Source organism: Noviherbaspirillum sp., from assembly GCF_035654295.1.
GTDB lineage: Bacteria > Pseudomonadota > Gammaproteobacteria > Burkholderiales > Burkholderiaceae_D > Noviherbaspirillum.
Genome location: NZ_DASRXF010000125.1, coordinates 53,019 through 66,041, shown reverse-complemented (window position 1 = coordinate 66,041; position 13,023 = coordinate 53,019). Strand labels below are relative to the sequence as shown.

The following is a 13,023-nucleotide window of genomic DNA, read 5'->3' as shown; positions in this document are numbered from 1 at the left end:
CAGCACGTAGCCCGCGTCGCGGATGGACTGGCGCGCCTCGAACAGGCCGTACAGCTCGTTGCCCTTCTGGAACAGCGGGGTTTCAGGCGAGTTCAGGTATTTCGGTTCGCCGCCGTCCAGCACGCGTCCGCCAAAGCCGATGACCTGGCCTTTGGTGTTCCGGATCGGGAACATGATGCGTTCGCGGAAGCGGTCGTAGCGCTTGTGCTTGTTGCCTTCCTCGTCGACCTTGTCGATCACCAGGCCGGATTCGACCAGCGCCAGCGCGTCGTAGTCGGGGAACACGGAGCGCAGGTTGTCCCAGCCGCCGGGGGCGTAGCCCATCGCGAAGCGGGCGGCAACCTCGCCGGTCAGGCCGCGGTTCTTCAGGTAGGCGACGGCGTTCTGGGCAGTGCGCAACTGGGCGCGATAGTAGTCGTTAGCCTTGGTCAGCGCTTCGGTCAGCGCCATCGACTGGGCCTGCTGCTGGGCGCGCTGGGCGGGCGGGATTTTGTCGTCCTGGTCGGGGACGACCATGCCGCAGCCCTGGGCCAGGTCCCTGACCGCGTCGACGAAGCCCATGCCCGAGTACTCGATCAGGAAGCCGATCGAGGTGCCGTGCGCGCCGCAACCGAAGCAGTGATAGAACTGCTTGGTCGGACTGACGGTGAAGCTGGGGGACTTTTCGTTGTGGAAGGGGCACAGCCCCATGTAGTTGGCGCCGCCCTTCTTCAGCTGCACGTAACGGCCAACCACGTCGACGATATCGACCCGGTTGAGCAGATCCTGGATGAAAGACTGCGGTATCACGGCGGCGGCTTGGTTAGGGACAGTACCGGGGAATCATGCCGACGCTGCAAGAACCTGTCGCGGCCGTCGGCACCAATTGAATATGGAGGCAGGACGGCCGCTTTGCAACCGCCCGCCGCCGTCATGCCTGGGACAAGGCCGTCTTGACCTGCGCGGAAACGGCGGTCATGTCAGCGCGTCCGGCAAGCTTCGGCTTCAGCACGCCCATCACCTTGCCCATGTCCTGGGGCCCGGCCGCGCCGGTAGCGGCGACAGCAGCCGCGACTTCGGCCGCGATTTCCTCGGCGGACATGGCAGCCGGCATGTAGGCGGACAAGACGGTGAGTTCCGCCTTTTCGGTGTCGGCGAGGTCCTGGCGGCCGCCGGCCTCGAACTGGGCAATCGAATCCCGGCGCTGCTTGATCATTTTTTCGATGATGGCAAGGACGTGGGCGTCGGTCAATTCGATGCGCTCATCGACTTCCTTCTGCTTCATGGCCGCGGTCAGCAGGCGGATGGTGCCGAGCCTGGCGCTATCCTTGGCGCGCATCGCGGCTTTCATGTCTTCGGTGATTTGCTCTTTGAGGCCCATTTTTCTCTCCATTTGCAGACAGTCGCCGCACCCGCCACACAGCACGAACAGACACGGACAGGCTATAAACACCAAAACCCGCTGCGGGGACTACACCGGAGCGGGTTTCAAGAGCACCGCACGCGAGCGTGCGGCAGCGAAATCAGTACATCTTCTTCGGCAGTTGCTGGCTGCGGATGCGCTTGTAGTGGCGCTTCACGGCAGCGGCGAGCTTGCGCTTGCGCTCTGCGGTCGGCTTCTCGTAAAACTCGCGCGCACGCAGCTCGGTCAGCAGACCGGTCTTCTCAATGGTGCGCTTGAAGCGACGCATGGCAACTTCGAAAGGCTCGTTTTCTTTAATGCGAATGGTGGTCATGTATACTCACAAACCAAGAAATTTGTAGGAAAGACGTCGAGTATAGCATGCTCCGCCCGCCTTGAAAAGCACGACTTCCGATTCCTGTTGCAACGCACGCGATTGCTATAGGGACAATCCCGCCGCCACGCCGGAAGCCCAGGCCCACTGGAAGTTGTACCCCCCCAGCCAGCCAGTCACATCCATCGCCTCGCCGATGAAGTGCAGCCCGGGTACCCGCGATGCCATCATGCTCTGCTGCGACAGCTCGCGCGTGTCCACACCGCCGCAAGTCACTTCGGCCTTGCGATAGCCCTCGGAGCCGTTCGGCACGATGGCCCACCGGTTCAACGACTCGCCGAGCCGGCGCAACTGCTTGTCGGGCAGGTCGGCGATGCGGGCATCGGTGCGGAAGCCGTTCGCCTGCAGCCAGCCGTCCGCAAGGCGCGAGGGCAGCCACTGCGACAGGATGTTGCCGAGGTTCTTGCGGATCGTGGTCTTGCCCTCGACCAGGGTTTGCGCGACATCGACTTCCGGCACGAGATTCAGCGTCAGCGCCGTTCCCGGCCGCCAGAAACTGGAGATCTGCAGCACTGCTGGGCCGGACAGGCCGCGATGCGTGAACAGCAAGTCCTCGCGGAAGTGCATGCGCGATTTCTTTTCTCCGGTCTCGATACCGACTTCGAGGGAAATCCCGGCCAGCGGAACGAAGGGCTCCCATGCGCCGGTATCGAAGGTGAGCGGGACAAGGCCGGGACGCGGCTCCACCAGCCGCAGGCCGAACTGTTTGGCGATGCGGAACGCGAAATCAGTCGCGCCGATCTTCGGGATGGACAGGCCACCGGTGGCGATGACGAGGTTCTTCGCCAGGATCGATCCATGATCGGTGCCGATCACGAAGCGCTCCCCTTCCCTGCCAATCGCCTCGACCTTGCACGGCATGCGCCAGGCGACATGTCCGTTGTCGCATTCCGCCTTGAGCATGTCGATGACCTGCTCCGCCGAGTCGTCGCAGAACAATTGGCCCTTGTGCTTCTCGTGCCAGGCAATGCGGTAGCGCTTCATGAGCGCGAGGAAGTCCTGCGGGGTGTAGCGCGACAGCGCGCTCTTGCAGAAGTGCGGGTTCTCCGACAGGTAGTTCTGCGGGCCCGCGTGCAGGTTGGTGAAATTGCAGCGGCCGCCGCCGGAGATGCGGATCTTTTCCGCGAGCCGCGATGCATGATCGATCATCACGACCTTGCGGCCGTTCTGCCCGGCGACCGCGGCGCACATCATGCCCGCGGCGCCGGCTCCGATCACTGCGACATCATATTGGTTTGACATGGCTTGCTTGACTGGTGACAAGCCATGATTGTAAGCGCTGCGGCCGGTCTCAATGGAAATACGGTGCGCCCGAATTGCGCATCCATAGCTCGGACGACAGGCGCATCACGTCATTGAGCGACCCGCGCTTCTTGTAGGTTTCGCGCAGCCAGGCTGCATCGTTCAGGCGCTCGTAGGCGATGTGGCGCAGCCGCTTCAGGGCCTGCACCTCGGCCTCGTTCTGCGCGAAACGCTTGAGGTCTTGCAGGCGGTCGAGGATGCTGACGAAGATGGATTGCTTGCCGGCCGGCGCGGTCTTGTCTTCGCCGTGCTGGGCGATTTCTCCGTCGAGCCCATAGCGGCTCGCTTCGAAGCGGTTGTACTGGTACAGCAGGTAGAAATCGTCGTCGATCTCGAGCGGGCGCTCGGTGAGGATCCAGCGCGCCAGCAGCTGCGCGTAGCAGCCGAGCAATGCCGCATGCTCCAGCGTGAGCGGCGTGTCGCACACGCGGATTTCGACCGTGCCGTATTCCGGCTTGGGCCGGATATCCCAGTAGAAATCCTTCATGCTGGCGATGATGCCCAGCTCGATCAGTTCGTCGTAGTACTTCTCGAAATCGCTCCACTGCGTCACCACCGGCGCGGTGCCGGCCAGCGGGAATGCGCGCACGACGTTGCTGCGCGAGGAATCGAAGGCTGTATCGACGCCCTGGTAGAACGGCGATGCCGCCGACAGCGCGATGAAGTGCGGCACGTAGCGGGAAAAACCGTGCGTCAGGTACAGCGCGTCGTCGCCGCTGGCGACCCCGATATGGATGTGCTGGCCGAAGACGGTAAAGGTCTTTGCCAGGTAACCATACTTCTCGTGCAAGTGATGGAAACGCTCGCTCGGCGTGATGCGCTGCTCGCTCCAGTTCTGGAACGGATGCGCGCCGCCACCGGCAACGTCGATGTTGAGGTGCTGCGCGCCGCGCGTGAGTGCGCCGCGCAAGTCCTTCAGCTCGTCGAGCAGGTGGTCGACGCGGGTGTGGATGCCGGAGTTCAGCTCGATCATCCCCTGCGTGATCTCCAGCTTGATCTGGTTCTGCAGCTCGCGCGGTTCGATCCAGGCAAGCAGGTCGATGGCATCGGTTGCGAGGTTGTAGTTGCGCCTGTTGACCAGTTGCAGTTCGAGTTCGATCCCCATCGTGAAGGGTGTCGATGTCGTGAAGGGCAGGACGTTCATGGAAGTCTCCGGAATGGTTCGTTACTCGCGTCCGCTTTCACCGGACTTGATCAATGCGAATTGGGTTGCGATCGGCCCCAGCAGTTCCAGGACGATCAGCGTCCCGGCCAGCAAGGGTGCGACCGCCGCCGCGGTTTGCGGGTAGACCGATGAAATCTGCGCCAGCCCGAGGCTGGCCTCGGCCATCGGCAGCGTGCCCAGCGTCAGCAGTCCGGCCTGCCGCCATTTCAACCTTGCCGGCCGGGCAAAGGCGTAGATGCTGCATGCCATGGCCGCAAAGCGCGCCGCCACCAGCACGGCAACGGATACGCCAATGGTGGCAATGTCGGCAATGCCGATGGAGGCACCGATGACGACGAACAGCATCACGATGAACAGTTCGCTGGCGACGCCGAATTCCAGTTCCATCAGGTCGTACTGGAGGTCGAGGTTCTTGGAGAGGATGGCGAAGATCAGCATCGTCAGCAGCACCGGCAGGCGGAGTGCGTGCGCCGCGCCGATGGTCAGTGTGATGATGGCAATCACCAGCACGAACTGGCGGCTGCGCTCGCGCCCCAGCAGGCGCGCAAGCGGCATCATCAGGCGGTAGGTCAGATAGGCGAGCAGCGCCGAACCGAATATCGAGTACACGGTACTGGACAGCAAGGTCTGCAGCGGTATGTCGGCCTCGGTGGCGATCAGGGGCAGCACCATGTAGGCGGCGACGAGCGCAACGAGGTTGTTCAGGGCAGTCATCGCCGCCAGCCTTCGTGTGACCTGTCCTTCGGCGCCAAGATCCCGCAGCACCACCATGATCACGCCGGGAGCAGAACCGATGGCGAACACGCCGGCGAGCATGGCAAGGGGGCGGGTCACGCCCAGGAGCTCCAGCGCTCCCCAGACGAAGGCAAAGCAGAGAGCAGCGCCCAGCACGACTGTCGCCAGCAGCCATCGTTCATGGCGCAGCCAGCCGACGTCGACGTAGCGGCCGAGCTGGTAGACAACGAGCGCGAGCGCAATATCGGCAAAGATATTGGCGAGCTTCAGGAGGTCGCCGGACAGCCATTGCAGTCCGCTTTCCCCCACGGCGAAACCAACCAGCAGGTAGCCGGTAATACGCGGAATCCACGGATTCTTGGCGACAAGGTGACCGCCGATCAATCCAAGCAGCAGCAGGCTGCCGAACAACAGCAGCGCGTTCCACTGGAGCGGCTGCGATGGATCGAACAGCGGGAAGGTCCACGACATGGAGTGTCCTCATCGGAATTTGTCCTGCAATCGCGCGACGCGAGGAGGACCAGTTGACGGACTCCGACAGCGGCGATGAGTTCGTCAAGCGCAGGCGCGACGAGCCACCGCCATCGGAACGATGAGCATGGATAACAAGTTCCGAAACCTCCCTGGAGTCGGCGACTGATATCGATACTTTTATGGTTCAGCCGTGTGGGGACTGCAATCCTTTGTCCCTGGGAAATACATAAAAGTTCCGAAAATTAATTCCTGCTGGAATCGTCGCTTGCTGTTTGCGCAATCAACCGGCGAAATATCTGCGGTGCACGGCTTCGTTCAGGAATTGGGGCTGTGCGCAGCGGACCACATCGCCGATGACGATGATGCTCGGACTGCCAAGCCCGGAAGAAGCCAGTGTGGCGGACAGCACGCCGAGCGTGGTGATCAGCTGCGCCTGATTTGCGGAGGTGGCGGCCTGGATGACGGCCACCGGGGTCAAGGGGGACTTGCCGCCGGCAAGGAGCGCCTGCTGGATCTCGCTGCAGCGCGCGACGCCCATGTAGACCACCAGCGTCATGTCGAGCCGCGCGAGCGTCCCCCAATCCGGTTCCGCATCCTCCGACTTGCCATGGCCGGTAACGAAGATGGCACCCTGGCTCCAGTCGCGATGAGTGAGCGGGATGCCGAGCGACGACGGTGCGGCCAAGCCGCTGCTGATGCCGTTGATGACCTCGACCGGGATGCCCGCGGCCTCCAGATGCGCGCGCTCTTCACCGCCGCGTCCGAAGATGAAGGGGTCGCCGCCCTTCAGGCGCACGACGGCATGGCCGGCGCGGGCCTCGTTGATCATCAGCTTTTCGATGAATTCCTGCGGCGTGGACTGGCAGCCGCCGCGCTTGCCGACCGGGACGATGCGTGCGTCGAAGCGCGCATGATCGAGGATGGCGGGATTGACAAGGTCGTCGACCAGGATCACGTCGGCCGACGCGATCGCCTTTACGGCCTTGATCGTCAGGAGATCCGGATCCCCCGGACCGGCGCCGACCAGAACAACCTTACCCCGCTTCTCCATGTGACACCTGTTTCGCATGTAGGAGCTTTGCTACATGCAAACAGTGTTCCACCTGCTCCGCGATCGGTGCCGGCACCGGCTCGCGGCCTGCGAGCGCCGATTTGATCCATCCGGCAGTGGTGGATGCATCACGTTGAAGCGGCAGCGGGGGCAGTTCGTCGACCGGCTCCTGCTTTTGCACCAGCACAGTGCATTGATGCGCGTGGTACCAGGCGATCTGTTGCGCGCGCTTGGCATTGGCAACGGTTTCGCCTTCCGTACCGCGCATCAGGAAGGCATCGCCGCGCGCCGCCGGCACGGCGCTGCTGAAATAGGCGCTCAGCAGTTCGAAATATTCCGGATGCGTGTACGACACCAGGCGCAGCGCCGGCCCGGCGAAGGGTTGCATGATCTTCACCAGCGTGTGGGTCGAATTGCGCACTCCGAGGATGCGCCGCATCGCGAGCAGGCGCGACATGCGCGGCGCCAGCGCATCGACCGGCATGAATACGGGCTCGCGCCTGGCGAAGCCCTGCATTGCATCGTCGACGGAATGGGCGAAAGGCAAGCCGAGTTCGCGCAGGATCTCGGCGCTCGTCACCCTGCCAGGGTCATCGGTCACGCCGTGGATCAGGACCGGCACGCCCTGTTGCGCGAGCAGCATGGCCAGCAAGGGTGTGAGATTGGGCATCTGGCGCGAGCCGTTATAGCTCGGAATGACGACGGGCGCGTACTCGCCCGGCGGCATCGGCAACATGTCGAAAGATTGCTCGGCGGCGTCGAGGAATCCGGCGATCTCTTCGACGGACTCGCCCTTGATGCGCATGGCAAGCATGAGGCCGCCCATTTCGAGGTCGGATACGCGTCCATCGAGCATGGCTCCGTAGAGCCGGAATGCATCCTCGCGCGAAATGCTGCGGGCGCCTTTCTTGCCGCGCCCGATTTCCTTGATGAAGGGTGCCGCGGCGAAGGGTTCCTTGGTGTGTGCCTGGTTCATCGCTATAGGGTACTACGACGCACGCACCAAAGACAAAGGGCAGGTTGCCCTGCCCTTTCGTCTTGAATCGCCCCTTCGGCTTATCTTATGCAAGCCTGCCGTGGCACTGCTTGTACTTCTTGCCGCTGCCGCAGGGGCAGGGATCGTTGCGGCCGACCTTCGGCACCGCATTGACCATCGGCTGCTGCCCGGCTTCCGCATTCGCCGTCGGCGCGAGCAGCTCTTCCGGCGCGGCGTTCGGGTTGAAGTCGGCATGCTCGAAGTGCATGTTCTCCACCTGCGCATGCGCGAGGTTGGCTTCGGCGGCATCGATCTCTTCGCGCGACTGGATGCGCACCGTCATGACGATGCGCACCACTTCGCTCTTGATCAGGTCCAGCATGGTGCCGAACAGTTCGAAGGCTTCGCGCTTGTACTCCTGCTTCGGGTTCTTCTGCGCATAACCGCGCAGGTGGATGCCCTGGCGCAGGTGGTCGAGCGCCGCGAGGTGTTCGCGCCAGTGGGTGTCGATGCTCTGCAACATGACGCTGCGCTCGAAGCCGGCGAACGCTTCCTTGCCGATGATCTCGACCTTGGCGTTGTACACCTTTTCCGCGGCCTGCAGCACGCGCTCGAGCAGTTCATCGTCGGTCAGTTCGGGCTCGGCTTCCAGCATCTTGGTCAGCGGTACCTCGAGCTGCCATTCAGACGCGAGGTTGGCTTCGAGGCCGGCGATGTCCCATTGCTCTTCCATCGACTCCGCCGGCACATAAGTGCGGAACACGTCGGTGAACATGCCGGCGCGCAGCGAGGCGATCATCTCGCTCATGTCGTGCGCTTCGAGCAGTTCGTTGCGCTGCTGGTAGATCACCTTGCGCTGGTCGTTGGCGACGTCGTCGTATTCGAGCAGTTGCTTGCGGATGTCGAAGTTGCGCGCCTCGACCTTGCGTTGCGCGGATTCGATGGAACGGCTGACGATGCCCGCTTCGATCGGTTCGCCTTCCGGCATCTTCAGGCGGTCCATGATCGCGCGCACGCGGTCGCCGGCGAAGATACGCAGGAGCGGGTCGTCGAGCGACAGGTAGAAGCGGGAGGAGCCCGGGTCGCCCTGCCGGCCGGAGCGGCCGCGCAGCTGGTTGTCGATGCGGCGCGATTCGTGCCGCTCGGTACCGATGATGTGCAGCCCGCCCACCGACACCACATGGTCATGCAGGGACTGCCATTCGTCGCGCAGTACCTGGGCCTTCTGCTGCTTCTCGGCGTCGCTCAGGTTGCTGTCGGCTTCGATGAGCTGGATCTGCTTCTCGACGTTGCCGCCGAGGACGATGTCGGTACCGCGCCCGGCCATGTTGGTGGCGATGGTGATCATCTTCGGACGCCCCGCCTGCGCAACGATTTCCGCCTCGCGCGCGTGCTGCTTGGCGTTGAGCACGTTGTGCGGGAGCTTGTGCTTGGTGAGGATGTTCGAGATCAGCTCAGAGTTCTCGATCGAGGTAGTGCCGACCAGTACCGGCTGGCCGCGCTCGTAGCAATCCTTGATGTCGTTGACGACCGCGTTGTAACGCTCCTGCGCCGTCTTGTACACCTGGTCCTGGCGGTCCTTGCGCTGGCTCGGACGGTTGGGCGGAATGACGACGGTTTCCAGGCCGTAGATTTCCTGGAATTCGTAGGCTTCGGTGTCTGCCGTGCCGGTCATGCCGGCCAGCTTGCCGTACATGCGGAAGTAATTCTGGAAGGTGATCGATGCCAGCGTCTGGTTTTCGTTCTGGATCTTCACGCGTTCCTTGGCCTCGACCGCCTGGTGCAGGCCGTCGGACCAGCGGCGGCCCACCATCAGGCGGCCGGTGAATTCGTCGACGATGATGACCTCGCCGTTCTGCACCACGTAATGCTGGTCCTTGTGGAACAGCACGTGGGCGCGCAGGGCGGCATACAGGTGGTGGATCAGCGTGATGTTGGCAGCATCGTAAAGCGAGGCGCCTTCCGGCAGCAGGCCCATGCTTGTCAGGATCTGCTCGGCCTTTTCATGCCCTGCCTCGGTCAGCAGGACCTGGTGCGACTTCTCGTCCTTGGTGTAGTCGCCGGGCACCTCGATCTTGCCCTTGCCGTCCGGCGTTTCCTCGCCGACCTGCAGCGTCAGCAGCGGCGGGACGGCGTTCATCTTGACGTACATGTCGGTGTGATCTTCCGCCTGGCCGGAGATGATCAGCGGCGTGCGCGCTTCGTCGATCAGGATCGAGTCCACTTCGTCGACGATGGCGAAATTGAGGCTGCGCTGCACGCGGTCGCCGGTGTCGTACACCATGTTGTCGCGCAGATAGTCGAAACCGAACTCGTTGTTGGTGCCGTAGGTGATATCGGCGGCGTAAGCGGCCTGCTTGGTATCGTGCGGCATCTGCGACAGGTTCACGCCGGTCGTCAGGCCGAGCCAGCTGTACAGCCTGCCCATCCATTCGGCATCGCGCTGGGCGAGGTAGTCGTTTACCGTCACCACGTGCACACCCTTGCCGGCGAGCGCATTGAGATAAGCCGCCAGGGTCGCCATCAGGGTCTTGCCCTCGCCCGTTCCCATTTCGGCGATCTTGCCGTAGTGGAGGACCATGCCGCCGATGAGTTGCACGTCGAAATGGCGCATTTTCAGCACGCGACGGCTCGCCTCGCGGCACACTGCGAAGGCCTCCGGCAGAATCTCGTCCAGGGTCGTACCCTGGGCGATGCGCTGCTTGAACTCAGGCGTCTTGGCCTGAAGCTCGGCGTCGGAGAGCTTCTCCATTGCCGGTTCGAGCGCGTTGATTTCGCGTACTGTCTTCTGGTATTGCTTGATCAGCCGCTGGTTGCGGCTGCCGAAAATCTGGGTCAGTAGGGACATGCTCTAATGTTGTTTAAGACGCCGCGAAACCAGCCCTTCCACAGTCTCGCAGAGACACGATTTGGCGAAATTGTTGATTTTATCATGCAGCCTCCAGGAGGCCGAACAAGCGGGAGATGGGGGCGGTCCCGGCAGAAACAATCCCCCTGGCGCTGTAAAGTCAACGGAAAGAATTACTTGGAAGCAAGCGCGGCCATCTTTGCCTGATCGGCGCCAGCGGCCAGGAATTTGTGCGGATCCTGCTGGACGCCCTTCACCAGCACTTCGAAATGCAGGTGCGAGCCGGTGGAACGCCCGGTGGAGCCGATGTCCGCGATGTGCTGGCCCCGCCGGACGATGTCGCCCACCTTGACGCCGAGGCGCGAGCAATGCGCGTAACGCGTCACGATATCGTTGCCGTGGTCGACTTCGACCATGTTGCCGAATTGCGGATGATACTCGGATGCAATCACCACGCCGCCGGCGGCGGCAACAATAGGCGTACCGGACGCCGCCGCGAAATCAATACCTTCATGGAACGCCTGCCGTCCTGTGAACGGGTCGAAGCGCCAACCGAAGCCGGAGGCGTTGTAGCTGACGTTGACGGGCGGGATGGTGGGCAGCAGCTTGGACTTGATCTTGTGACTCATCAGCGCGGATTCGACCACGTTCATGTAGTCGGCGCGATGTTCGACGTCGCGCGCCATTGCATCCAGCAGTTGCTGGAATTCGCTCATGCTCAGTGGTTTGCCTTGCGGGCTCGACGGTTCGGCGCCGCCGCGCCCCGGCAGCTCGCGGAAATTGAACTCCTGCGGCTTCACGCCGGCCAGGCCCTGCACGCGTTCGCCCAGCGCGTCCAGGCGCATGAGCTGGGCCTGCATTTCGCCCAGCTTCATCGCCATTGCGGCGAGGTTTTCCTTCACGTACTTGTCTTTCTTGCTGGCGTCGTCCTGGGTGGCGGTAGCCAGCACCTCGCGGACGAAGGGGATGTTGAGGTCGGCGGCGTGGCGGAAGGTGAGGTAGTACAGGAAGAAGGCGACGAAAATGACAGATGACAAAAACACAAGGAACAGCAGCGTCAGGTGCCATCGCGTCAGCGTCAGGGTCTTGGCGCTCAAGCGCGGGTGCAGCACAATAATTTGCATGACTACTCCTCCGACTCGTCCATCGCAGGTGTGATGTGATAAGGTTCGAACATGCGTCGCCCGTCCTTATTTCTTTCTTCTCAGCAACATCCTCAGTCTACTCGCGCGTCCCGCAAGGGCGCGAGCACTGTTACAGCTGTTACCGACTTTTTGCGCGCAAACGACAGGATGGCCGCGCTCTTGCCGGCCGTGAGGCGCCTGGGTGCTTTGCAGGCGGAGTGTTCAGCTGTACTCCCCGCGCTTTTTGACGCTTGTTCCGTCATGCGGTTCGATGCCGATCAGTTAACGATCGGTGCGCCGAATGCCGCACTTGCCGCAAAGCTCAAGCAACAATTGCCGAAATTGCAAGATTCCTTGTTGCAACGCGGATGGCAGGTTAACGCAATACGTATCAGAGTGCAAGTTAGAAAGATTGGCGAAACGACAACACGCAGGAAGGAAATCGAGATGCCGAACAAGGCCTTGGCGGCGTTCGAGAACCTGCGGGATTCACTGGACAAGTCGCCTGGGAACCAGGCCTTGAAGGAGGCGCTGAGCACCATGCTCAAGCGCCACGGGAAGCTCTAGCTTAGCTGAACGCCCATTCCTGCCGGGTCTGGCGGGCATATGCCTCGGGCGCGGCGGTGAGCGAATCGAAGCTCACGATCTCATAAGCATCCGGCTGCTCCAGCAGCGCGCGCAGCAGCAGGTTGTTCATCATGTGCCCCGCCTTGTGCGCGACGTAACCGGCCAGCAGCGGATGGCCGACGAGGTAGAGGTCGCCGATGGCATCGAGGATCTTGTGGCGCACGAACTCGTTTTCGTAGCGCAGGCCGTCCGGGTTCAGGATGCGGTATTCATCCATCACGATCGCGTTTTCCAGCGAGCCGCCGCGGGCGAGACCCATGCCGCGCAGGGTTTCCACATCCTGCATGAAGCCGAAGGTGCGGGCGCGGGCGATTTCCTTGACGTAGGAATCGACGCCGAAATCGACTTCGGCGATCTGCCCGGTCGCGTCCACCGCCGGGTGGTTGAATTCAATGAAGAACCGGAGCTTGAAACCGTTGTAAGGCTCAAGGCGCGCCCACTTTTCCTGTGCGCCCTTGCCTTCCCGCACTTCGACCGGCTTCTTGACACGGATGAACTTCTTCGGCGCATTCTGTTCCTGCAGCCCGGCCTGCTGCAGCAGGAAAACGAAGGAGGCGGCGGAGCCGTCCATGATCGGGATTTCTTCCGCGGTGACGTCCACGTACAGGTTGTCGATGCCGAGGCCGGCGCAGGCCGACATCAGGTGCTCGACGGTGGAGACGCGCACGCCCTGCTTTTCCAGCACGGATGCCATGCGGGTATCGCCCACGCCGGTGGCGGTGGCGGGCAGGTCGACCGGCGGATTGACGTCGACACGACGAAACACGATGCCGGTATCGGGCGCGGCCGGGCGGAGCGTGAGTTCGACCTTGGTGCCGGAGTGCAGTCCGACGCCAACGGTCTTGACGAGCTGTTTGACGGTGCGTTGTTTAAGCATCGGTGAATTATAGCAACTAACCCGCCAGTCAGTTGTAAGGCCTTGTAATCTTGTTGGACTTACACCACG

The 13,023-nt window shown here is 62.5% G+C and carries 12 protein-coding genes; 1 reads left to right on the top strand and 11 read right to left on the bottom strand.

The features are described 5' to 3' along the window. From dnaG to VFF99_RS12970, 10 genes are all read right to left on the bottom strand, one after another. On the bottom strand, positions 1-789 hold a 789-nt coding region (dnaG, locus tag VFF99_RS13015), incomplete at its 3' end, for a DNA primase (protein ID WP_325018523.1). Positions 790-910: 121 nt separating this feature from the next. After that, the gene (locus tag VFF99_RS13010; RefSeq protein WP_325018521.1) at positions 911-1,360 is read right to left on the bottom strand and encodes a GatB/YqeY domain-containing protein; all 450 of its coding nucleotides are present in this window, start codon (positions 1,358-1,360) and stop codon (positions 911-913) included. Positions 1,361-1,502: 142 nt separating this feature from the next. After that, on the bottom strand, positions 1,503-1,715 hold the full coding sequence (gene rpsU / locus VFF99_RS13005; protein WP_088706764.1) for a 30S ribosomal protein S21: 213 nt from the start codon (positions 1,713-1,715) through the stop codon (positions 1,503-1,505). Between the two features lie 105 nt (positions 1,716-1,820). Next, positions 1,821-3,017, bottom strand: coding sequence for an NAD(P)/FAD-dependent oxidoreductase (locus VFF99_RS13000; protein WP_325018519.1), 1,197 nt, complete (start codon positions 3,015-3,017; stop codon positions 1,821-1,823). Between the two features lie 49 nt (positions 3,018-3,066). Beyond that, positions 3,067-4,221 carry a YbdK family carboxylate-amine ligase gene (locus VFF99_RS12995; protein WP_325018517.1) on the bottom strand — a complete coding sequence of 385 codons (1,155 nt, stop codon included), beginning with the start codon at positions 4,219-4,221 and terminating at the stop codon, positions 3,067-3,069. Between the two features lie 21 nt (positions 4,222-4,242). Then, positions 4,243-5,448 carry a cation:proton antiporter gene (locus VFF99_RS12990; protein WP_325018515.1) on the bottom strand — a complete coding sequence of 402 codons (1,206 nt, stop codon included), beginning with the start codon at positions 5,446-5,448 and terminating at the stop codon, positions 4,243-4,245. Positions 5,449-5,731: 283 nt separating this feature from the next. Further along, entirely contained in the window at positions 5,732-6,502 is a 771-nt protein-coding gene (cobA, locus tag VFF99_RS12985; RefSeq protein ID WP_325018514.1) for a uroporphyrinogen-III C-methyltransferase, read from the bottom strand. Further along, positions 6,486-7,478 (bottom strand): DNA-binding protein YbiB, encoded by a 993-nt coding sequence (gene ybiB, locus VFF99_RS12980; RefSeq protein WP_325018512.1) that lies wholly within the window; start codon positions 7,476-7,478, stop codon positions 6,486-6,488. The genes cobA and ybiB overlap by 17 nt, the downstream gene beginning before the upstream one ends. An 85-nt stretch (positions 7,479-7,563) precedes the next feature. Beyond that, complete coding sequence (gene secA / locus VFF99_RS12975; protein WP_325018511.1) at positions 7,564-10,326, bottom strand: preprotein translocase subunit SecA; 2,763 nt, start codon at positions 10,324-10,326, stop codon at positions 7,564-7,566. Positions 10,327-10,499: 173 nt separating this feature from the next. After that, the gene (locus VFF99_RS12970; protein WP_325018509.1) at positions 10,500-11,450 is read right to left on the bottom strand and encodes a M23 family metallopeptidase; all 951 of its coding nucleotides are present in this window, start codon (positions 11,448-11,450) and stop codon (positions 10,500-10,502) included. 168 nt (positions 11,451-11,618) lie between these two features. Here VFF99_RS12970 and VFF99_RS12965 point away from each other — a divergent pair, with 168 nt between their 5' ends. After that, entirely contained in the window at positions 11,619-12,017 is a 399-nt protein-coding gene (locus tag VFF99_RS12965; protein WP_325018507.1) for a DciA family protein, read from the top strand. A 1-nt stretch (position 12,018) separates the two neighbouring features. Here VFF99_RS12965 and lpxC read toward each other — a convergent pair whose 3' ends face one another. Next, complete coding sequence (gene lpxC / locus VFF99_RS12960) at positions 12,019-12,954, bottom strand: UDP-3-O-acyl-N-acetylglucosamine deacetylase (protein WP_325018506.1); 936 nt, start codon at positions 12,952-12,954, stop codon at positions 12,019-12,021. Positions 12,955-13,023: the final 69 nt, after the last annotated feature.

Coding starts and splice junctions, on each gene's coding strand:
- VFF99_RS12965 (WP_325018507.1), top strand. CDS start 11,619: ATGGCCGCGCTCTTGCCGGCCGTGAGGCGCCTGGGTGCTTTGCAGGCG.
- secA (WP_325018511.1), bottom strand. CDS start 10,326: ATGTCCCTACTGACCCAGATTTTCGGCAGCCGCAACCAGCGGCTGATC.
- VFF99_RS12995 (WP_325018517.1), bottom strand. CDS start 4,221: ATGAACGTCCTGCCCTTCACGACATCGACACCCTTCACGATGGGGATC.
- VFF99_RS13010 (WP_325018521.1), bottom strand. CDS start 1,360: ATGGGCCTCAAAGAGCAAATCACCGAAGACATGAAAGCCGCGATGCGC.
- ybiB (WP_325018512.1), bottom strand. CDS start 7,478: ATGAACCAGGCACACACCAAGGAACCCTTCGCCGCGGCACCCTTCATC.
- rpsU (WP_088706764.1), bottom strand. CDS start 1,715: ATGACCACCATTCGCATTAAAGAAAACGAGCCTTTCGAAGTTGCCATG.
- cobA (WP_325018514.1), bottom strand. CDS start 6,502: ATGGAGAAGCGGGGTAAGGTTGTTCTGGTCGGCGCCGGTCCGGGGGAT.
- VFF99_RS12970 (WP_325018509.1), bottom strand. CDS start 11,450: ATGCAAATTATTGTGCTGCACCCGCGCTTGAGCGCCAAGACCCTGACG.
- lpxC (WP_325018506.1), bottom strand. CDS start 12,954: ATGCTTAAACAACGCACCGTCAAACAGCTCGTCAAGACCGTTGGCGTC.
- VFF99_RS12990 (WP_325018515.1), bottom strand. CDS start 5,448: ATGTCGTGGACCTTCCCGCTGTTCGATCCATCGCAGCCGCTCCAGTGG.
- VFF99_RS13000 (WP_325018519.1), bottom strand. CDS start 3,017: ATGTCAAACCAATATGATGTCGCAGTGATCGGAGCCGGCGCCGCGGGC.